This is a genomic window from Phaeobacter gallaeciensis DSM 26640, from assembly GCF_000511385.1.
Classification (GTDB): Bacteria; Pseudomonadota; Alphaproteobacteria; order Rhodobacterales; family Rhodobacteraceae; genus Phaeobacter; species Phaeobacter gallaeciensis.
Genome location: NC_023137.1, coordinates 3,209,074 through 3,226,684, shown reverse-complemented (window position 1 = coordinate 3,226,684; position 17,611 = coordinate 3,209,074). Strand labels below are relative to the sequence as shown.

The 17,611-nt window shown below is 60.2% G+C and carries 20 protein-coding genes; 12 read left to right on the top strand and 8 right to left on the bottom strand.

The features are described from left to right. Positions 1-5: 5 nt before the first annotated feature. Together GAL_RS15570 and GAL_RS15565 are read right to left on the bottom strand one after the other, a co-directional pair. Positions 6-341, bottom strand: a complete 336-nt coding sequence (locus GAL_RS15570) for an AzlD domain-containing protein (RefSeq protein ID WP_024098523.1) — start codon at positions 339-341, stop codon at positions 6-8. Then, complete coding sequence (locus tag GAL_RS15565; RefSeq protein ID WP_024098522.1) at positions 338-1,063, bottom strand: AzlC family ABC transporter permease; 726 nt, start codon at positions 1,061-1,063, stop codon at positions 338-340. The genes GAL_RS15570 and GAL_RS15565 overlap by 4 nt, the downstream gene beginning before the upstream one ends. 59 nt (positions 1,064-1,122) lie before the next feature. Between GAL_RS15565 and GAL_RS15560 the strand changes: the two genes are divergently transcribed. The 5 genes from GAL_RS15560 (at position 1,123) to GAL_RS15540 (ending at position 5,279) form a co-directional block, all read left to right on the top strand. After that, positions 1,123-2,025 (top strand): formate dehydrogenase accessory sulfurtransferase FdhD, encoded by a 903-nt coding sequence (locus tag GAL_RS15560; protein ID WP_024098521.1) that lies wholly within the window; start codon positions 1,123-1,125, stop codon positions 2,023-2,025. Between the two features lie 62 nt (positions 2,026-2,087). After that, positions 2,088-2,729, top strand: coding sequence for a molybdenum cofactor guanylyltransferase MobA (mobA, locus tag GAL_RS15555; RefSeq protein ID WP_024098520.1), 642 nt, complete (start codon positions 2,088-2,090; stop codon positions 2,727-2,729). Beyond that, positions 2,726-3,217: a molybdopterin-guanine dinucleotide biosynthesis protein B gene (mobB, locus tag GAL_RS15550; RefSeq protein ID WP_024098519.1), complete on the top strand. Its 492-nt coding sequence runs from the start codon at positions 2,726-2,728 to the stop codon at positions 3,215-3,217. The genes mobA and mobB overlap by 4 nt, the downstream gene beginning before the upstream one ends. Beyond that, the gene (locus tag GAL_RS15545) at positions 3,214-4,026 is read left to right on the top strand and encodes a hypothetical protein (RefSeq protein WP_024098518.1); all 813 of its coding nucleotides are present in this window, start codon (positions 3,214-3,216) and stop codon (positions 4,024-4,026) included. Before mobB ends, GAL_RS15545 begins: the two co-directional genes overlap by 4 nt. After that, the gene (locus tag GAL_RS15540) at positions 4,023-5,279 is read left to right on the top strand and encodes a molybdopterin-binding protein (RefSeq protein WP_024098517.1); all 1,257 of its coding nucleotides are present in this window, start codon (positions 4,023-4,025) and stop codon (positions 5,277-5,279) included. Before GAL_RS15545 ends, GAL_RS15540 begins: the two co-directional genes overlap by 4 nt. Positions 5,280-5,290: 11 nt before the next feature. Here GAL_RS15540 and GAL_RS15535 read toward each other — a convergent pair whose 3' ends face one another. The 3 genes from GAL_RS15535 to GAL_RS15525 form a co-directional block, all read right to left on the bottom strand. Beyond that, positions 5,291-6,310, bottom strand: coding sequence for a hypothetical protein (locus tag GAL_RS15535; protein WP_024098516.1), 1,020 nt, complete (start codon positions 6,308-6,310; stop codon positions 5,291-5,293). A gap of 108 nt (positions 6,311-6,418) precedes the next feature. Then, positions 6,419-6,889 carry a transcription elongation factor GreA gene (gene greA / locus GAL_RS15530; RefSeq protein WP_024098515.1) on the bottom strand — a complete coding sequence of 157 codons (471 nt, stop codon included), beginning with the start codon at positions 6,887-6,889 and terminating at the stop codon, positions 6,419-6,421. A 530-nt stretch (positions 6,890-7,419) separates the two neighbouring features. Then, entirely contained in the window at positions 7,420-7,803 is a 384-nt protein-coding gene (locus GAL_RS15525; protein WP_024098513.1) for a VOC family protein, read from the bottom strand. A gap of 148 nt (positions 7,804-7,951) precedes the next feature. On the opposite strand from GAL_RS15525, the gene soxR reads away from it, so the two are divergent. The 4 genes from soxR to GAL_RS15505 all read left to right on the top strand — a co-directional run bounded on the left by soxR (position 7,952) and on the right by GAL_RS15505 (position 12,965). Continuing rightward, complete coding sequence (gene soxR / locus GAL_RS15520; RefSeq protein ID WP_024098512.1) at positions 7,952-8,446, top strand: redox-sensitive transcriptional activator SoxR; 495 nt, start codon at positions 7,952-7,954, stop codon at positions 8,444-8,446. 157 nt (positions 8,447-8,603) lie between these two features. Further along, positions 8,604-10,250, top strand: coding sequence for an electron transfer flavoprotein-ubiquinone oxidoreductase (locus GAL_RS15515; RefSeq protein ID WP_024098511.1), 1,647 nt, complete (start codon positions 8,604-8,606; stop codon positions 10,248-10,250). 140 nt (positions 10,251-10,390) lie between these two features. Continuing rightward, positions 10,391-12,139: a tetratricopeptide repeat protein gene (locus GAL_RS15510; RefSeq protein ID WP_024098510.1), complete on the top strand. Its 1,749-nt coding sequence runs from the start codon at positions 10,391-10,393 to the stop codon at positions 12,137-12,139. Further along, a complete protein-coding gene (locus GAL_RS15505; protein ID WP_024098509.1) occupies positions 12,129-12,965 on the top strand; it encodes a 4-(cytidine 5'-diphospho)-2-C-methyl-D-erythritol kinase in 837 nt (278 codons plus the stop codon). The genes GAL_RS15510 and GAL_RS15505 overlap by 11 nt, the downstream gene beginning before the upstream one ends. A gap of 73 nt (positions 12,966-13,038) precedes the next feature. On the opposite strand, the gene GAL_RS15500 is transcribed toward GAL_RS15505, so the two are convergent. Next, positions 13,039-14,037, bottom strand: coding sequence for a polyprenyl synthetase family protein (locus tag GAL_RS15500; RefSeq protein WP_024098508.1), 999 nt, complete (start codon positions 14,035-14,037; stop codon positions 13,039-13,041). Between the two features lie 57 nt (positions 14,038-14,094). On the opposite strand from GAL_RS15500, the gene GAL_RS15495 reads away from it, so the two are divergent. The 3 genes from GAL_RS15495 to GAL_RS15485 all read left to right on the top strand — a co-directional run bounded on the left by GAL_RS15495 (position 14,095) and on the right by GAL_RS15485 (position 15,411). Beyond that, positions 14,095-14,307 carry a putative signal transducing protein gene (locus GAL_RS15495; protein ID WP_024098507.1) on the top strand — a complete coding sequence of 71 codons (213 nt, stop codon included), beginning with the start codon at positions 14,095-14,097 and terminating at the stop codon, positions 14,305-14,307. After that, complete coding sequence (locus GAL_RS15490) at positions 14,307-15,074, top strand: tRNA1(Val) (adenine(37)-N6)-methyltransferase (protein WP_024098506.1); 768 nt, start codon at positions 14,307-14,309, stop codon at positions 15,072-15,074. Before GAL_RS15495 ends, GAL_RS15490 begins: the two co-directional genes overlap by 1 nt. 157 nt (positions 15,075-15,231) lie before the next feature. After that, positions 15,232-15,411, top strand: a complete 180-nt coding sequence (locus GAL_RS15485; RefSeq protein WP_014873441.1) for a YdcH family protein — start codon at positions 15,232-15,234, stop codon at positions 15,409-15,411. A 113-nt stretch (positions 15,412-15,524) separates the two neighbouring features. Here the strand turns inward: GAL_RS15485 and yddG are convergent, their stop codons facing one another. Continuing rightward, on the bottom strand, positions 15,525-16,391 hold the full coding sequence (gene yddG, locus GAL_RS15480; RefSeq protein ID WP_024098505.1) for an aromatic amino acid exporter YddG: 867 nt from the start codon (positions 16,389-16,391) through the stop codon (positions 15,525-15,527). Continuing rightward, entirely contained in the window at positions 16,388-17,329 is a 942-nt protein-coding gene (gene gcvA / locus GAL_RS15475) for a transcriptional regulator GcvA (RefSeq protein ID WP_040104121.1), read from the bottom strand. Before gcvA ends, yddG begins: the two co-directional genes overlap by 4 nt. Positions 17,330-17,611: the final 282 nt, after the last annotated feature.

Genomic DNA, 17,611 nt, shown 5'->3' with positions numbered 1-17,611 from the left:
ATGGATCAGGCTGAAAACAGGAACAGCAGCAGAAAGCCGATCGCGCCGCTGCCCATGGCGATCAGAACATTTCGCGTCCAGTAGCCGAGTGCGAAAACCGCTGCCGCAACTGCCAGATGCGGAAGGCTGGGCGTGCCGCCCGTTGGGGTTGGCCAGACCACGAGAGGTGTCACTAGCGCCGGAATGATCGCTACCGCAGTGTACCGCAGGTGGCGCATCAGCCAGGGCGGCATGCTGCGCCCGCCCATCAGCCCGATAAAGGCAAACCGCAGGGCGAAACTGCCGATGGCCAGACCAATGATAATGGTCCAGAGCAGGGTCGGATCGGGGGCCTGTGTCATGATGGATCCTTTGCAGTTTGGCGGCGCTCCAGCCAGACCTTGGTCTGGGCACCGGCCATCATGCCGACGAGGCCTGCAACAATCAGGCCAAGATTATAGGGCAGGGCAGTCGCAGGCAGAGCCGTGGCGACGGCGGCGAAACAGGCAACAACATGGGCTGGCGTGCGCAGCATTGGCCCGATCATAGCCAGAAACGCCAGCGGCAGTACAAAGTCGAGCCCCCAGCTGGCCGGGATCTGAGCGCCTACCAAGGCGCCGATATAGGTGGCAATCATCCAGCCCGGCGCCACGCATCCGTTGGTGCCAAAAAAATACGCCATGCGTTGCGACAGGGTCATCTGCGGGTAGGTTTCAAACTGCACAATGGAGAGCGCATAAGACTGATCAACGGTCAGGTAAGCTGCACAGGCACGCTGCCACAACGGGGCACCGCCGAGATACGGTGTGAGAGATGCCGAATACATCGCGACCCTCAGGTTCACGGCCAGCGCTGAGATCAGAATGATCAGCACAGGTGTATTCTCTTCCATCAGCTGCAGGGCTGTGAACTGTGCTGACCCGGCAAAGACCGAGAGCGAAAAGATCATGGCTTCGGGGACAATCAGTCCCGCTTCGGCGGCGAGAACGCCAAACAGCAGCCCAAATGGTCCCGAGACCAGAAGGAAGGGCGCGCCATCGCGAAACCCCTTCCAAAAAGCCGATTTCGTGGTGGTGATTGCCATGGTCTGGTCCTAGGTTACTGCTCAGATGGCATAAGCTCGCCGAGGGAGGTTTGCAATTGATGATGGCTGAGGAAGGCTCTGACTTGGCGTCGGTATTGGCAGAATATGTGATTGCCCCTGCGCCTGCAGATGCGCGGCTGACGCGGGCGGTTCAGGGGGTCGACCACACCGGCACGGCAACAGAAATCTCGGTGGTGGAGGAACGGCCGTTGACGATCTACCTCAACCGTCAGGAAATCGTGACGGCGATGACCATCGGGGATTATCCTGAGTATCTGGCGCTTGGCTTTCTGCGCAATCAGGGCATGTTGCACCCAGGTGATGAGATTACCGCCATCGACTATGACGAAGAACTGGAGACGGTGGTGGTTCGAACTGCGGTTGAGACCTCCTATGAGGACAAGCTGCAGAAAAAGACCCGCACATCAGGCTGCGCAGTTGGGACGGTTTTTGGCGACATGATGGAGGGGCTTGAGGGGGTCGTGTTGCCGCAGACACCCGTGCGCAGCTCCTGGCTTTATGCGCTGGCCCACAAGATCAACCGCACCCCTTCGCTCTATCTTGAGGCAGGCGCCATTCACGGCACGGTGCTGTGCCAAGAAGATCGCCCTCTGGTCTATATGGAGGATGTCGGGCGGCATAATGCCGTGGATAAGATCGCGGGCTGGATCCAGAGCACGGATGCAGAGGTCTCTGACAAGATCCTCTATACGACCGGACGGCTTACCTCGGAGATGGTGATCAAGACCGCGATGATGGGGATCCCGGTGCTGGTGTCGCGCTCCGGCTTCACCGCTTGGGGCGTGGAGATCGCACAGGAACTGGGCCTGACACTTATCGGCCGGATGCGCGGGCAGCGGTTCATCTGTTTGTCGGGTGAGGCGCGGCTGATCCGGGATATGGATCCGGCCAATGTGCCCGCAGAGGCCAAGGCGCATCGGCGCAAGAGCGCCGAACGATAAGTGCTCTCGATACGGGGTACGCTTATGAAACCACGTCATTTCGCGCGCAAAGAGGAGATGTCATGAGACAAAACGGACCCTTGGGCATCATCCTCGCAGGAGGTCTCGCGACCCGCATGGGCGGTGGCGACAAAGGGCGCTTGCAGGTTGGCGGGTGCAGCCTGATCCGTCACGTGATTGATCGCCTGTCGCCGCAGGTCGCGCATATGGCGCTGAATGCCAACGGTGATGCGGCGCGTTTCGCCGATCTGGAACTGCCGGTGGTCGCTGACAGTATCGCCGGATTCGCTGGCCCTCTGGCCGGGGTGCTGGCGGGACTGGACTGGGCTGCGGAACAGGGGGCTGACAGCATCGTGACCGTCGCGGCCGATACGCCCTTTTTCCCGCAGGACCTCGTTGCTCGGCTGAGCGAAAGCGCCGCCGGGCAGATGCATCCACTGGTACTCGCGACGACGCCGCGGACGGGAGAAGAGCTGAAATCCGGAGGGCGCAGCCGGGTAAACCGACATCCGACCTTTGGCCTCTGGCCGGTGGCCCTGCGCGATGATCTACGCGCGGCCTTGCAAGATGGCCTGCGCAAGGTTGTGCTCTGGACCGACCGCCATGATGGTCGCGAAGCGCTGTTTGATGCAGACCCGTTTGATCCGTTTTTCAACGTCAATACGCCGGATGATCTGGTGCGGGCGGAGGCATTGCTGCGATGAAGATCTATGGTGTCACGGGTTGGAAGAACTGCGGCAAGACCGGGTTGATGGAGCGATTGGTCGCTGAATTCTGTCGGCGCGGCCTCAGCGTCTCGACGCTGAAACATGCCCATCACAGCACGGATGTGGATCAGCCGGGGACCGACAGCTATCGTCACCGAACGGCTGGAGCGGCTGAGGTTATTCTGGCTTCGCCCAATCGGATGGCCATCATGCAGGAGCTGCGCGGTGCGCCTGAGCCGGAGTTTACCGAATTGCTGGCCCGGTTGCGCCCGGTGGATCTGGTACTGGTCGAAGGGTTCAAACGTGAGGCCCATCCGAAGATAGAGGCCTATCGTACGGCGGCGGGGCAGCCTCTCATCGCGCCTGAAGATTCCACCATCCGCGCCGTGGCGAGTGACATCCCGCTGGATCTGGACCGACCAGTTTTTGATCTGGATGATACCGCAGCGATTGCCGATTTCATTGCGGGGGAGATTGCCCGGTGAACCACTGGCAGAGCTTTGCCATGGTGGACTGGTCGGGTGGCAACGACCGGGGTGCAACGCCTTGCAAGGATGCGATCTGGGCCAGCGTCCATCGTGACGGTGCTGCGGATGCCCCTGTGTATCTGCGCAATCGTCAACTGGCAGAGGATTGGCTGACCGATCTGATCGGGGTCGAACTGACTGCCGGGCGCAGATTAATGCTTGGGTTCGATTTCCCTTTTGGCTACCCGGCTGGATTTTGTCGCGCGCTGACCGACTCGGATGATCCGCTTGACCTCTGGCACTGGTTTGAGACGCGCATCGAGGATGCGCCGGGGGACAACAATCGGTTTGATCTCGCCGGGAGCATCAACCGGCGGTTTGGTGGTTTGGGGCCGTTCTGGGCCAATGGTCTAAAACGCGATATTCCGGGGTTGCCACGCAAGAAAGACAACTACCGCAATCCGTTTCCTGAGCGCCGCGCGGTTGAACATCATGCCAAGGGCAGTTTCACCTGCTGGCAAATGTCCGGTGCAGGAGCGGTTGGCAGTCAGGTGATGATGGGTCTGCCGGTTTTGGAGCGCCTGCGTCGCCGCTTTGCTGGTCAGGTCGCGGTCTGGCCGTTTGAACCGCTGGACAAACCAGTGGCGCTGGTTGAAATCTGGCCGACATTGCTGGCTGGGCCGGGGCCAGACCACTGGATCAAGGATGCCTGGCAGGTGCACAAGCTGGCGCTGGAACTTGCGGGCCTACCCATGGCAGAATTACAGCGGCTGTTGACCGTCACCGCGCCCGAAGAGGGCTGGATCCTGGGAGTGGACCAACTATGACCCTTGCCCCGCCGCCTTTACGCAATGATTGTTTTGCCTTGCCCGCTGGTGTCGACTGGACACCGGTTGATGCGGCACTGGATCATCTGCGGCAAAACCTGACAGTGGTGACTGCTGCTGCGGTGCGACCGTTGGGGCAATGTCTGGGCCGGGTTTTGGCGGAGGATGTGTTTGCTCTTCGCAGCAACCCGCCGCAACCGAATACGGCGGTGGATGGCTACGGGTTTGCAGGCCCTGCCGGAGAGGGGCCACAGGTCTTGCCTCTTTGTGAGGGGCGGGCGGCGGCGGGTCTGTCCTATGAGGGGGAGGTCGCCGCTGGGCAGGCCATTCGTATCCTGACGGGGGCTGCCCTGCCGCAAGGGGTGGATACCGTGATCCTTGAGGAGGATGTCAGCAGGGAGGGCGCTCAGATCGCGTTTCAGGGGCCGCTCAAGCGTGGCGTCAATACCCGCAAGGCTGGTGAAGATGCGGCTGCGGGTGATCTGATCCTGTCCAAGGGGCGGGTGATCACACCTGCGGATCTGGCGCTGACCTCGGCGACGGGCTTGTCCGAACTTCCAGTGCGGGAGCTGCTGCGGGTTGGTGTTCTCTCTACGGGTGATGAACTGGTGGAGCCGGGAGAGCCTGCGGCGGCAGGGCAGATCTATGATGCCAATCGTCCGATGTTGTTGGCTTTGTTGGCCCAAATGGGATTTGTCGCGGTGGATCTGGGAAAAGCGCCAGATGATCGCGCAGCGTTGCGCAACTGTCTGGATCGTGCGGCGACACAGGTTGATGTGATCTTGACCAGCGGCGGTGCCTCTGCGGGGGATGAGGATCATATGTCGGCATTGTTGCGGGAGAGCGGTGCCATGCAGCAATGGCGGATTGCGTTGAAGCCGGGCCGGCCACTGGCGCTGGGGATGTGGCAGGGGGTGCCGGTGTTTGGTTTGCCGGGCAATCCGGTCGCGGCATTGGTCTGTACATTGATTTTTGCACGTCCATCCATGGGGTTGATGGCGGGTGCGCGCTGGGTTGAGCCGCAGGGCTTTGACTTACCGGCCGCCTTTCATAAGCGGAAAAAGCCAGGGCGGCGGGAATATCTGCGTGCCCGTGTGCGGGATGGCAAGGTTGAGGTGTTCAAATCCGAAGGCTCAGGACGGGTCAGTTCGCTCAGCTGGGCGGAGGGGCTGGTTGAATTGGCGGATGGCGCGGCCACGATCGAACCCGGTGACCCGGTGCGTTTCATACCCTACGCCAGTTTCGGCCTCTAACCCGCGCGGGTCTAGTCGAAGGTGCCAGCAACACGCCCCAACAGCATGAAGGCGCGGGCAGTGCGGGTTTCGCCCAGTGACGAAATCTCTGCATCGCTGGCGTCGTCCTCAAACTCGGCTAGCATCTGGTCAAAACGGCGCAGGAAGTGATGTGCGGCATCACGGAAGATCGGATCCTGTTTCATCCGCGCGTTCGTGAGCGCGAGTGAACTGCGATCCCGCACCCCGCCCAAGGCTGCGACCGCGCGGCCACGGGCACCTTGTGCGAACTGACGCCAGATTTCCGGACGCGCCATATCGGGGCGCAGATCATCCATATAGATGCCGTCTTGGCTGAGCAGTGTCAGCACATCTTGTGCGGCCTGAATGATCTGTGCGGCCTTACGGTCCTGCAGGGCCAGACGCAGCGCGGCAAACCCTTCCTCATCCTCTGCGGTTTCCGGAAAATTCAGCGCACGGATCAACTGGGCAGAGGGCAGCGGAGTGGCCAGATCCTCGGCGGGGGTACCAAGTGCCAGAAGCCCCTGATCGGTCGTCTCGCCCCCTGCTGCGGCAGTCGTGGAGATCCCCGGCATCGGCCGGGCTCGGCGGCTGGTCTGGAATGTGGCAAGCGCGGTTTCTGTCTTGCGGGTCGCGGCGGCGATTTCATCCAGCTTGCGGGTCACTGAAGGTTCGGCAACCGAGGCCGCCTGTTGAGCATGGGCAATATAGGCGTTGCGCATCCCGTCGATGGCCGCGTGGAGCCGTTGTGATTCATCTCGCATCACCTGCGCTGAGCGCAGGGCGATGGCGCCCACCCAGATCAGTAGCACCGGCAGGATCACCGCGACGATTCGCAGCAGAATATCCGGCCATCCCGCTGCTGGCGCATCTGCTGTGCCACCCAATACAAAAATCGCGACGATTGCCAGAAACCACAGGGCGCTGAGCCCGAGTGCCGCAGCTTCGATCAGGCCAAAGACCGGGCGTTCCGGTGGTGCCTCTAGGGCGCTGGTGGGCGGCGTTGCGGCTGGGGAACTGGAACGGGTCATACTGTTGCTCGGAAACAGGGGCGAGATGGGTTGGCATATGCCGCAGTGTGCGGCGGCTGGGAGAGATTGGCGGGGCGCCTGTATGGCGCGCCACGCCGCTGCTGTATGTTAAGCGTAGATGATCTTGAGGATCTCATAAGCGCGATCCCCACCGGGGGTGCGGACTTCGACGCTGTCGCCTTCTTCCTTGCCGATCAGGGCACGGGCGATGGGGGATTTGATGTTCAAAAGACCGGCTTCGATATTGGCCTCATGTTCGCCGACGATTTGCCAGGTCTTCTCTTCGTCAGTGTCTTCGTCGACGACGGTGACCTTGGCGCCGAACTTGATTGCACCGGAGAGCTTTGCCGGGTTGATCACATCGGCCAGCGACAGGATGCCCTCCAGCTCTTTGATACGGCCTTCGATGAAGGACTGTTTTTCGCGCGCGGAATGGTATTCGGCGTTCTCCGACAGGTCGCCCAGCTCGCGGGCTTCGGCGATGGCCTTGATGATCGCCGGGCGTTCCACCGATTTCAGGGTCTTCAGCTCAGTTTCGAGGGCGGCGTGACCCGTGGGGGTCATCGGGATCTTTTCCATGTCTGTGTCCAGATATCGTGTCAGGTTTGGCCACCAGCCGTGGCGGTTCGCGTCTATAGGAAAACCGGTTGTCCCACTGCCGAACTGACAGCGGGACAAACCGGTTGTGTCGTATTTACCTGACCCAATCCTGCCGCCGAATGCAAGAGGGCGGGGTTGCCTGTCCACAGCGATTTCATGCCAACAGGCGGAAAACTCCGCTTTTTTAGACGCCCCCGGACGGAGATTTGGCGAGAAACTCGCAATGTGTCGGCCGACTTCGGTCCGCTTTTGTCTTCATCGCGGCGGCGTCTTGGTGCGGTCAGGGAACCTCAGGCAGACTGGATGTTTTGCCGGTGATGCTGTGGCGGGGCACCCGTGGCCGGGGATCCAGCCCTTGCAGTAAGCTGATCAGACGGCTGATCGTGGAAGAGCGTCGGATCCGTGGCAGCTGGCGTGTCGTCGCGCGCTGCTGCGACAATATCGTCGGGGCGGGGTGCCGCCGCTGGGTGGGTAAAACCGCGCGCGGGTGGCTGCTGTGCCAAAGGAGATCAAGCATCATATTGAACCACCTCGAATTCGATATTGTCCCGGTCGCGGAAATAGAACCTGCGACCCGGTTCATAGTCGTGATGCTCGCCCGGGATGAAGCCAGCCGCGCGAACCCGTGTTTCGACGGCGTCCAAATCGTCGACAACAACGGCGATATGGTTGAGCCCTCCGTTTACGGTGTAGCTGGTCGGGGCTTTGGCCAGGGGTTCTGGGGGGCAGTACAGTGCCAAATAGCTGTCAGCCTCGCCCACATGCAGGCTGTAGCCGCCGCTAATGGCCTCCCCCTGCCAGCGAATGTGCCAGCCAAACACATCCTGCATCCATGCTGCGGTGGTCTCGGGAGAGGACACGGTGATGTTTGCGTGTTCAAGACGTACGGTCATGTCAGGCTCCTTTGTGTTTTCTCTTGCCTGATTGAGTTGTAATTTCTAAACCTAACTTTAGCTCAAGCATTTTTTTGGTGTTTTCTGATTTTTCTGAGCCCGCAGGCTAAGGCGTTACGAAATCTCCGGGGCTGTAAGGGAGTATCTCATGGCTGCATCTCACGGGTTGACCATCGGCTATCTGGCGGAGCGCACGGGCCTCGCGGTGTCGGCAATTCGCTACTATGAGGCACAGGGGCTGGTTGAGCCTTGGCGCAATACGGGTGGGCAGCGGCGGTTTCACCGGGCGGATCTGCGGCGGTTGAGTTTTATTATGATCGCGCAGAAGTTTGGCTTCACACTGCCGGAGATCCGCGACTTTCTGAAAAGCCTGCCGGGGGGGCGTACCCCGACCAAGGCCGACTGGACCGATCTGTCCGCTGCTTTTCGCAGCCATCTGGATGCCCGAATCGAAACGCTGGAGCGTTTGCGCGATAATCTGGATGGCTGCATTGGTTGCGGCTGTCTGTCTTTGCCCACCTGCAAGCTGTACAACCCGGATGATGCTGCCGCTGCCAAAGGGCAGGGACCGCGCTATCTGATGGGGGATAAGCCCTCAGAAACGATGAACGACGGGAATACTCCTTCAAATGACGAAAACTGACGCTCGAATTGTCGCATTTGAGGGTTCTACAGCAGTGTAACGTAGAGTTTGGATTGACCAGTGCCTCTGCCACCCGCTAAGCAACCGCGAAACAAAATTACGCCAAGGATACGCCACCCGCATGGGATGGCCCAGACCTACAGCCAAGGAGCCCGCAATGGCCGAGATTGAACGTGAAGCGATGGAATACGACGTTGTGATCGTTGGGGCAGGCCCGGCTGGTCTGTCTGCGGCGATCCGATTGAAGCAACTGGATAGCGACCTGCAGGTTGTGGTGCTGGAAAAAGGGTCCGAAGTGGGCGCGCACATACTCTCCGGTGCGGTGTTGGACCCGTGCGGTCTGGATGCGTTGATCCCTGACTGGAAGGACAAAGGCGCGCCGCTGAACGTGCCGGTCAAGGACGACAATTTCTACATGCTGGGTGAGGCGGGTCAGATCCGTATCCCCAACTTCCCCATGCCACCGTTGATGAACAACCACGGCAACTACATCGTTTCCATGGGCAACGTCTGCCGCTGGATGGCAGAGCAGGCCGAAGAGCTGGGCGTCGAGATTTTCCCGGGCATGGCGTGTTCCGAGCTGGTTTACGGCGACAACGGCGAAGTCAAAGGTGTGGTTGCCGGTGTCTTTGGTCTGGAAGCTGATGGCTCCTATGGTCCCAACACCGAACCGGGCATGGAGCTGCACGGCAAATATGTGTTCCTGTCCGAAGGTGTGCGCGGTTCGCTCTCCAAGGAAGTGATTGCCAAATACGGCCTCTCTGATGACAAAGAGCCGCAGAAATACGGCGTTGGCATGAAAGAGATCTGGGAGATCGACCCCGCCAAGCACAAAGAGGGTTCTGTCACCCACACAATGGGCTGGCCGCTGGGCTCCAATGCGGGCGGTGGTTCCTTCATCTATCATCTCGACAACAATCAGGTTTATGTCGGTTTCGTGGTTCACCTGAACTACAAGAACCCGCATCTGTATCCCTACATGGAATTCCAGCGCTTCAAGCATCACCCGATGGTGGCTGAGTTGCTGAAGGGGGGTAAGCGCGTCGCCTACGGTGCCCGTGCGATCACCGAAGGTGGCTATCAGTCCATGCCGAAACTGGTCGCGCCGGGTGTGGCTCTGCTGGGCTGCTCTGCCGGTATGGTCAATGTGCCGCGCATCAAGGGCAACCACAACGCCATGTTGTCGGGCAAAGCTGCTGCCGAAGCGGCCTTCGACGCGATCAAGGCGGAGCGTTCGGGCGATGAGCTGGCCGACTATGAGGTCAGCGTTCGCGACGGGGCGATTGGCGCCGACCTCAAAAAGGTGCGCAATGTCAAACCGATGTGGTCAAAGTGGGGCCTCACTGCATCGTTGATGCTCGGTGGTCTGGATATGTGGACCAACACACTCGGCTTTTCGCTGTTCGGCACGATTGGCCATGGCAAAAACGACGCCGAGGCAACGGAAGAAGCCTCCAAGCATAAGCCGATTGATTACCCCAAACCCGATGGTGTGTTGTCGTTTGATCGGCTGACCAACGTGGCCTTTGCCGCCACCAACCACGAGGAAAGCCAGCCTTGTCACCTGCGTCTGGGCAATCTGGACACCCCAATCAGTGTCAACCTGCCCAAATTCGCCGAACCCGCGCAACGCTACTGCCCGGCCGGTGTCTATGAGGTGGTCGAAAAGGATGGCAAGCCGGAGTTCGTGGTGAACTTCCAGAACTGTGTTCATTGCAAGACCTGTGACATCAAGGATCCGAGCCAGAATATCACCTGGACCACGCCGCAGGGGGGCGATGGGCCGAACTACCCGAACATGTGATCGCTTATCGAGCGGTTTCGGCGGGTATTTGCCGGAATAATAGGGGTAGCCTGCGGGCTGCCCCATTGCGTGTTAAGGGGTGGCGCTCTACGCTTTGTGGCGAGGCAGATATTGACCAGTCACCAAAGAGGAGGCCCCCCGTGCCCGTCCGATTCTTTCGCAGCCTGACATGTGCGGCGGCCCTCGCCGCGACGACCACCCTGCCGATGTTCTTGCAGGCCAATGCAGCGCATGCAAATGGGCTTGCCGGGGCGTATCTGGCGGCGCGGGCGGCGACATTGGATAGCGATTTCCAGGCCTCGGCAGATTATTACAATCGGGCGTTGGTGCGCGATCCGCAGAACCCGCTGCTGATGGAGCATGTGGTTTTTGCGCGGCTGGCGCTGGGTGACGTCAAAGGGGCAGCGCCAGTGGCGGAACGCCTGTCCGAAATGGGCGCGCGCAGTCAGGTTGCCAATATCGTCATGACCGCCAGTCTGGTGATGGCAGAGGACTACCATACCATTATTGAGCGCGTGACCTCGCAGCAAGACGGCCAATATGAAATCAACGCTCTGGTTGATGGGCTGTTGTTGGGCTGGGCCTATCTTGGCGCCGGATCGGTGAATGATGCGCTGGCGCAGTTCGACCAACTGGGCGAGAAAGAGGGGCTGGGCCTCTTTGCGCGCTATCACCGTGCTTTGGCGCTCGCATCCGTTGGCGATTATGAGGGGGCGGAGGCGCTTTTTGCCGCTGATGAGGGGCAGCTGACCAATACCTCACGCCGAGCGGTGATCGCACGGCTTGAAATCCTGTCCCAGCTCGGCCGCAACGAGAAGGCGCTGGAGGTCCTTTCCGAGGCTTTCAGTGGGCAGCTGGACCCCGGTCTGGCGGCTCTGTCGGACCGCTTGAAGGACGGTGAAACATTGCCTTACGCGCTGGCGGCGACACCGCAGCAGGGCATTGCCGAAGTATTTTTCACCATGGGTGCGGCACTCAATGGTGAGATGGCGGATGACTATGTGCTGATGTATGCGCGCGTCGCTGCGGCCCTGCGAGAGGATCACGTGGATGCGCTCTTGCTGGCGGCAGAGCTGTTTGACCAATTGGGCCGCTATACCCTGTCGATCGATCTCTACAAACAGGTGCCGCGCGACCATCCCGATTACCACGCGGCTGAACTGGGCCGGGCTGAGGCCCTGCGCCGTGCAGCCAAGCCGGATGCTGCCGCCGAGGTGTTGCAGCAGTTGGCGCGCGATTTCCCAATGGAAGTGCCGGTTCACACCAATCTGGGTGACCTGCTGCGCCAGCAGGAAGATTATAGCGGCGCGGTCACCGCCTATGATACCGCGCTGGATCTGATGGATGAGAGCGTTGAGGGGCGCTGGTTCCTGCTCTATGCCCGCGGAATCTGTCATGAGCGGCTGAAAAACTGGGAGCAGGCAGAGGCCGATTTTCGTGCGGCTTTGGATATTCGCCCCGATCAACCTCAGGTGCTGAACTATCTTGGCTATTCGCTGGTGGAAAAGCAGATCAAGCTGGATGAAGCCCTCTCGATGATCGAGCGCGCTGTCGCGGCACGGCCTGATGCAGGCTATATCGTCGATAGCCTTGGTTGGGTGCTTTATCGACTGGGGCGTTATGAAGAGGCGGTTGGCCATATGGAGACTGCCGTCGAGTTGATGCCGGTGGACCCGGTGGTCAATGATCATCTTGGCGATGTCTACTGGGCCGTTGGCCGGGCCCGTGAGGCTGAATTCCAGTGGAAGCGGGCGCTATCCTTCATCGACCCGGAGGATACTGACAGCGAGGCCGACCCAGAGCGTATTCGCCGCAAACTGGACACCGGGCTCGATGCGGTGCTTGCGGAAGAGGGCGCGGCGCCCTTGAAGGTTGCCCATGACGGTTGAGGCCTTTGCCCCGGCCAAAATCAATCTGACCCTGCATGTGACTGGCCAACGCGCGGATGGCTATCACATCCTTGATTCTCTTGTGGTTTTTGCCGATATCGGTGATCGGATCACGGTTGCTTCGTCGGATGAGCGATCGCTGCAGGTGACCGGGCCGATGGCAGCAGGCGTGCCGGTGGATGCCAGCAATCTGATGATGAAGGCCGCGGCGCTGATGGATCCCGCGCGCGGCGCTGCGCTGTCACTGGAGAAAAACCTGCCGCCTGCATCTGGCATTGGCGGTGGGTCCTCTGATGCGGCGGCGACTCTTCGGGCACTTGCTGAACTATGGGGGCAACCCCTGCCGGGCACGCAGGAGGTCCTGCCGCTGGGGGCCGATGTGCCGGTCTGCATGTCGCCGAGCACGCAGCGGATGCGCGGGATTGGGGAGCGGCTGGACGGTCTGTCGCCGCTACCAGACTGCGCGATTGTGCTCATCAATCCGGGCGTGTCGGTTGCGACGCCTGCGATTTTTCGCGCGATGGGCAAACGGGACAACCCTGCCATGCCTGCTGAGCTGCCAACCTGGGACTCTGTTGGCGATCTGGCGGCATGGCTCAAGACACAGCGCAACGATCTTCAACCGCCAGCGATCCGATTGGAGCCGGTGATTGGAGAGGTTCTGGATGCGTTGTCTGAGACGGCGCCCCTGTATCACGCCATGTCTGGTTCGGGCGCGACTTGCTATGGTCTTTACCCAACAGATGCAGAAGCACAGGCCGCCGCAGACTGGCTGCGGGGGGTAGATGCTGATTGGTGGGTCCGCGCAGGGCGTCTGCTGGCCTGAGACCCTGATACTGATAAAGCCAGCGCGTGGGCGCTGGCTTCGTTTGGCTATATCACCACTTTATTTTAGAATTTCAGGCGAGCCGGGCCACCACGTAATCGGCCAGGTCATGCAGCATCTGGCGGATTGGGTCATCGGGCAGCGCGGTCAATGCATCCTGCGCTTTTGCCACCCAGCCCATGGCGTCGTGGCGGGTTGCGCTCAGGGTGTCGTATTTCTCCATCAGCGCCAGTGCGTGGTCCAGATCACCTTCGTCCTGACGCCCCTTCTCAATAGTCCGGACCCAGAATGCACGCTCCTCTGCGGTGGCCTGCGCCACGGCTTTGATCACCGGGAGGGTCAGCTTGCGTTCGCGAAAATCATCGCCGATGTTTTTGCCGGTGGCGGCGCTATCACCTTGATAATCCAATAGATCATCGGCGACCTGAAAGGCGATACCAAGGGCATCCCCATAGGCAAAGAGGGCGTCAACCTGCGCCTCAGGCGCGCCTGCGACAACGCCACCAGCCTGCGTGGCCGCTGAGAACAATGCCGCGGTTTTGCCCCGCACAACCTGAAGGTAGATGTCCTCGTCCGTAGCCAGATCACTGGCTGCGGTCATTTGCAGGACTTCACCTTCGGCAATGGTGGCGGAGGCATTGGCGAGGATGTCGAGAACCCGCAATGATCCCGTTTCCACCATCAACTGAAAACTACGGGCAAACAGGTAATCGCCTACCAAGACGGAACTTTTGTTGTCCCACAGCAGGTTTGCCGTCGGGCGACCGCGCCGCTGGCCACTTTCGTCGACCACATCGTCATGCAGCAAGGTGGCAGTGTGAATGAACTCCACAGTGGCTGCCAGTTTCACATGGTTGTCGCCGCTGTATCCACAGAGGCGCGCTGCTGCGAGCGTCAGCATGGGGCGCAGGCGTTTGCCGCCGGCCTCAACCAGATGGGCGGTCACTTCGGGAATGCGCGGGGCGTGTTTGGACGCCATCCGGGTCTGGATCAGCGAATTCACCGCTGCCATTTCGTCGCTGAGTGTCGCGGCCAGCATGTCATGCGGCTTTTGCGTCAGGATTTGATTCATCGTTTTCCCGCTTGCAAGGCTCGACAAGGCGCAGGCCTTGCCCTTAGATCCATCCCTATGAAGGAACTTTTGCGCAGCACCGACCCAACCATCATGGCCTTTGCCACCGCCCTTCTTGAGGGTGAGGATATAGACTGCTTTCAAATGGACGTAAATATGAGCATCCTTGAAGGCGGCATCGGAATCTTTCCCCGCAGGCTGATGGTGCGCAGCGATGATCATGCCGCGGCCGAGCGTGTGATGCGCGACAATGACATCCCGTTGCGTTGATGCAGGGGTTTGACGACGCGGCGCTTACTCAGGACGCTTTCTTGGGTGGGCAAGTGCAGCTGTTGCAGCCGAAGCAAGGATATCGTGCTGGCGTGGACCCGGTGTTGCTGGCTGCGGCTGTTCCTGCACGCCCTGGCGACAGGGTGCTAGAGCTGGGTTGCGGCGGTGGGCCAGGACTGCTCTGTCTGACCGCACGGGTGCCGGGGCTTGAACTGACCGGCGTGGAGCTGCAAGCTGACTATGCGGATCTGGCGCGACGCAATGCCGCGCTGAACGCAGTCGAAATGACCGTGGTTGAAGCGGATCTGGCAGAGTTGCCGATGGATTTGCGGCAACAGCAATTTGACCAGGTGATCGCCAATCCGCCCTATTACCGTGCAGGCGCGCATAGCCCCGCGCAGGATGTCGGGCGGCAAATTGCGCTGGGTGGCGCAACCGAGCTGAGCGTCTGGTTCGACACAGCTGCGCGGCGTCTCTCTCACAAAGGGTATCTTCATATGATCCAGCGGGCCGATCGCCTGCCGGAAATGCTGGGCGCCTGTCTGGGGCGTTTGGGATCGCTTGAGGTGCTGCCCTTGGCCGCTCGTGTGGGCCGGAGCGCAGAACTCGTGTTGCTGCGCGCGCGCAAGGGCGGACGTGCGGGTTTCAAGTTGCACGCGCCACTGATCCTGCATGATGGAGAGGTGCATCTGTGTGATGCCGAGAGCTACCGGCCGGATATTCGGGCCGTGCTTCGAGATGGGTGTGCGCTACCCTGGCCTCGTTAACACTTACGGTTGATTCCTGAGAAATCGGACCTCATTCGGCGGGTCCATGCCGAAATGACGGTTTCATGACAAAATATATGCTTCTGCAGCGTGACAGGGCAATATTCTTGTGCTCCACTCACTTTGTACGCAACACGCTCAAAGAAGGAGGAATGACATGAGCCTCAGCTCGCATCTCACCGAACTAAAGAAGAAGCACGAGCATCTGAGCATGGAAGTTGAACACGCCCAACGTTCGCCTGCAACGGACGGGCTAAGTATCGCGTCGATGAAGAAGCAGAAATTGAAGCTGAAAGAAGAAATTGAACGCCTCTCGACGGAGGAGCTTGCCGTCTGAGGAGCGCTTTGTCTCCCGTGTGACTTGCAGCGCCGCCGCTGCGGTAGCGGGAACTTGAAGTAGGATGTGAGGGGGTCATCGGCGTGGCTGGTGGCCCCTTTTCGTTTCCATCTCTATGAATGCCCTCTGTTGGCACGGGCTGCAAGAACGGCTCCGCCCGTGATCAGGCAGGCTGCAATGGCCAGCGTCCAGGTGGCAGGGGCAATCCCGACCAGCACCAGGATTAGGGTAGAGAGAAGCGGCGCCGCATAAGAGCTTGTGCCAAGCAATTGGATGTCGCCTTGCTTCACACCAATGTCCCAGACGTAGAACGCCAGCCCAACCGGCCCCAACCCCAGCGCCAGTGTTGCGCCCCAACCTGCGATGCCAATGGGCCATTGACTGTCCTCAAGCGCGAAATGCAGCAGCCAGGAGGCCGCAGCAGTAATCAGGCAGAACACCGCAACGGTACTTGTAGGCGCGGTGCCAAGACGTCGCGCAAGCACGGAATAGCCCGACCAAGTTAGGGCGCAGAGTAGCGCCAGCCCGTACCCCGGAAGGGCCGCAGCATCAAACTCCGCGCCGCCGCCGGTGATGATCGTGGCGGCTCCTGCAAACCCCAAAATAGCCCCGAGGAGATGCCCGACCCGCAGGGTCTCTCCAGGCAACAGGCCGGAGAACAACACGATCAGCAATGGCCAGAGGTAGGCGATTAATCCGGCCTCGGCAGCGGGCGCTAGCCGCAGGGCCGAAAAATAGAGCGCGTGATAGCCAAAGAGACCCAGACTGCCAAAGAGGTAGACACGCCACGACACCGCCCGCAATGCGGTAAGGCCGCCACTGCGCCAACACCAGATCAGCCCCAGCGAACCGCCAATGGTGAAGCACAACGCATTCAACAACAGTGGCGGGGTTGGGGCCGTGCCAACGGTGAAAACCGCCAGAAGAGCCCAGAGGAGCACAGCGATAAATCCGATGGCGGTTGCGCGATTTCTACTCATGTAAAGCTATCCACCGAGACTATGGTCAATCCTTCGGATACCTCAGCCGTTTTTTCGATTTCGGCAAGTATCCAGTCGCGGAAGGCTACGATTTGAGGGCGGTTCTCGGCCCCCTTCTGGCACAGAAAGCTAAAGCGGGCCTTGCCTGTAAGTGCCGTCCTGAACGGCGTAACCAGTCGTCCTTCGGCAATATCTTTCACCACCAAGGCCCGCCTTCCCAGGGCTACTCCCGCACCGGCCAAGGCTGCGTCAACCGCGTGATCTGAATTGCTGAAGCGCGCGCCATGCGTCGGGTTGAATTCCTCGCCCATCATTTTGAACCAGGCGGCCCAGTCCAACTGCGGGGACATGAAATTCAGTGAATCATCGTGGATCAGTGGCGCGTCTTTCAGGGCTTTGAGTGTGGGATATTGCTGAGCCACCTCTGGTGTCATCACGGGCATGACCCATTCGACTGGAAGCGGCATGGAATAGACGTCCGGATAGGGGCCATAGCCAAAGCGGATGGCGACGTCCACATCGTCGCGCATCAGGTCTACCCGGCGCAGGCTGGCGGAAAACCGAAGATCAATCTCCGGATGGGCGCGGGCAAATTCATAAAACCGAGGGGCCAGCCATTTGGCGGTGAAGGCGGGACCGGCGGTAACCGTCAAGGCACCCTCGTCTTGCAGGCGCAGGGCTGTGCGCCACGCGGCGGTCAGGGCCTGGAACCCATCAGAGGTTCCTGGCGCAAGGGCGGTTCCGGCGGCGGTCAGCTCCACTGCGCGGTTTAGCCTACGAAACACCGGTGTGCCCAAATGCTCTTCAAGTGATTTTATTTGGAACGACAACGCTGCGGGCGTAACGTTGAGCTCCTGCGCCGCACGGGCAAAGGACATGTGGCGCGCAGCTGCCTCAAAGGCACGTAAGGCGGTCAGTGGAGGAAGACGGTCGGACATTTGACATCAGTATTACTTAACTGAAGCGGTGAAAAGTCTCGTTTGTCGCTTTTCCAAGAAAGGTCCATATTGAGATCAAGTTAGCAACACTGATCTGAATGGAGGCCGAAACGATGGAATATTCTGCCAATAGTACAGTGAAACTGGCCATGCAGCGCGCGCATGAGGAGCGCGGTCAGGTCCTTCGTGCACTCTGGGCACGTTTATTTGCATCCCGTCGTATTGGCCGTGTGGGTACAGGGGTTTCCCGCTGGGCATAGCGCGCATGTCCTTACGGGATTG

Coding starts and splice junctions, on each gene's coding strand:
- GAL_RS15570 (WP_024098523.1), bottom strand. CDS start 341: ATGACACAGGCCCCCGATCCGACCCTGCTCTGGACCATTATCATTGGT.
- GAL_RS15565 (WP_024098522.1), bottom strand. CDS start 1,063: ATGGCAATCACCACCACGAAATCGGCTTTTTGGAAGGGGTTTCGCGAT.
- GAL_RS15560 (WP_024098521.1), top strand. CDS start 1,123: ATGATGGCTGAGGAAGGCTCTGACTTGGCGTCGGTATTGGCAGAATAT.
- mobA (WP_024098520.1), top strand. CDS start 2,088: ATGAGACAAAACGGACCCTTGGGCATCATCCTCGCAGGAGGTCTCGCG.
- mobB (WP_024098519.1), top strand. CDS start 2,726: ATGAAGATCTATGGTGTCACGGGTTGGAAGAACTGCGGCAAGACCGGG.
- GAL_RS15540 (WP_024098517.1), top strand. CDS start 4,023: ATGACCCTTGCCCCGCCGCCTTTACGCAATGATTGTTTTGCCTTGCCC.
- GAL_RS15535 (WP_024098516.1), bottom strand. CDS start 6,310: ATGACCCGTTCCAGTTCCCCAGCCGCAACGCCGCCCACCAGCGCCCTA.
- greA (WP_024098515.1), bottom strand. CDS start 6,889: ATGGAAAAGATCCCGATGACCCCCACGGGTCACGCCGCCCTCGAAACT.
- GAL_RS15525 (WP_024098513.1), bottom strand. CDS start 7,803: ATGACCGTACGTCTTGAACACGCAAACATCACCGTGTCCTCTCCCGAG.
- soxR (WP_024098512.1), top strand. CDS start 7,952: ATGGCTGCATCTCACGGGTTGACCATCGGCTATCTGGCGGAGCGCACG.
- GAL_RS15515 (WP_024098511.1), top strand. CDS start 8,604: ATGGCCGAGATTGAACGTGAAGCGATGGAATACGACGTTGTGATCGTT.
- GAL_RS15505 (WP_024098509.1), top strand. CDS start 12,129: ATGACGGTTGAGGCCTTTGCCCCGGCCAAAATCAATCTGACCCTGCAT.
- GAL_RS15500 (WP_024098508.1), bottom strand. CDS start 14,037: ATGAATCAAATCCTGACGCAAAAGCCGCATGACATGCTGGCCGCGACA.
- GAL_RS15495 (WP_024098507.1), top strand. CDS start 14,095: ATGAAGGAACTTTTGCGCAGCACCGACCCAACCATCATGGCCTTTGCC.
- GAL_RS15490 (WP_024098506.1), top strand. CDS start 14,307: ATGCAGGGGTTTGACGACGCGGCGCTTACTCAGGACGCTTTCTTGGGT.
- GAL_RS15485 (WP_014873441.1), top strand. CDS start 15,232: ATGAGCCTCAGCTCGCATCTCACCGAACTAAAGAAGAAGCACGAGCAT.
- yddG (WP_024098505.1), bottom strand. CDS start 16,391: ATGAGTAGAAATCGCGCAACCGCCATCGGATTTATCGCTGTGCTCCTC.
- gcvA (WP_040104121.1), bottom strand. CDS start 17,329: ATGTCCGACCGTCTTCCTCCACTGACCGCCTTACGTGCCTTTGAGGCA.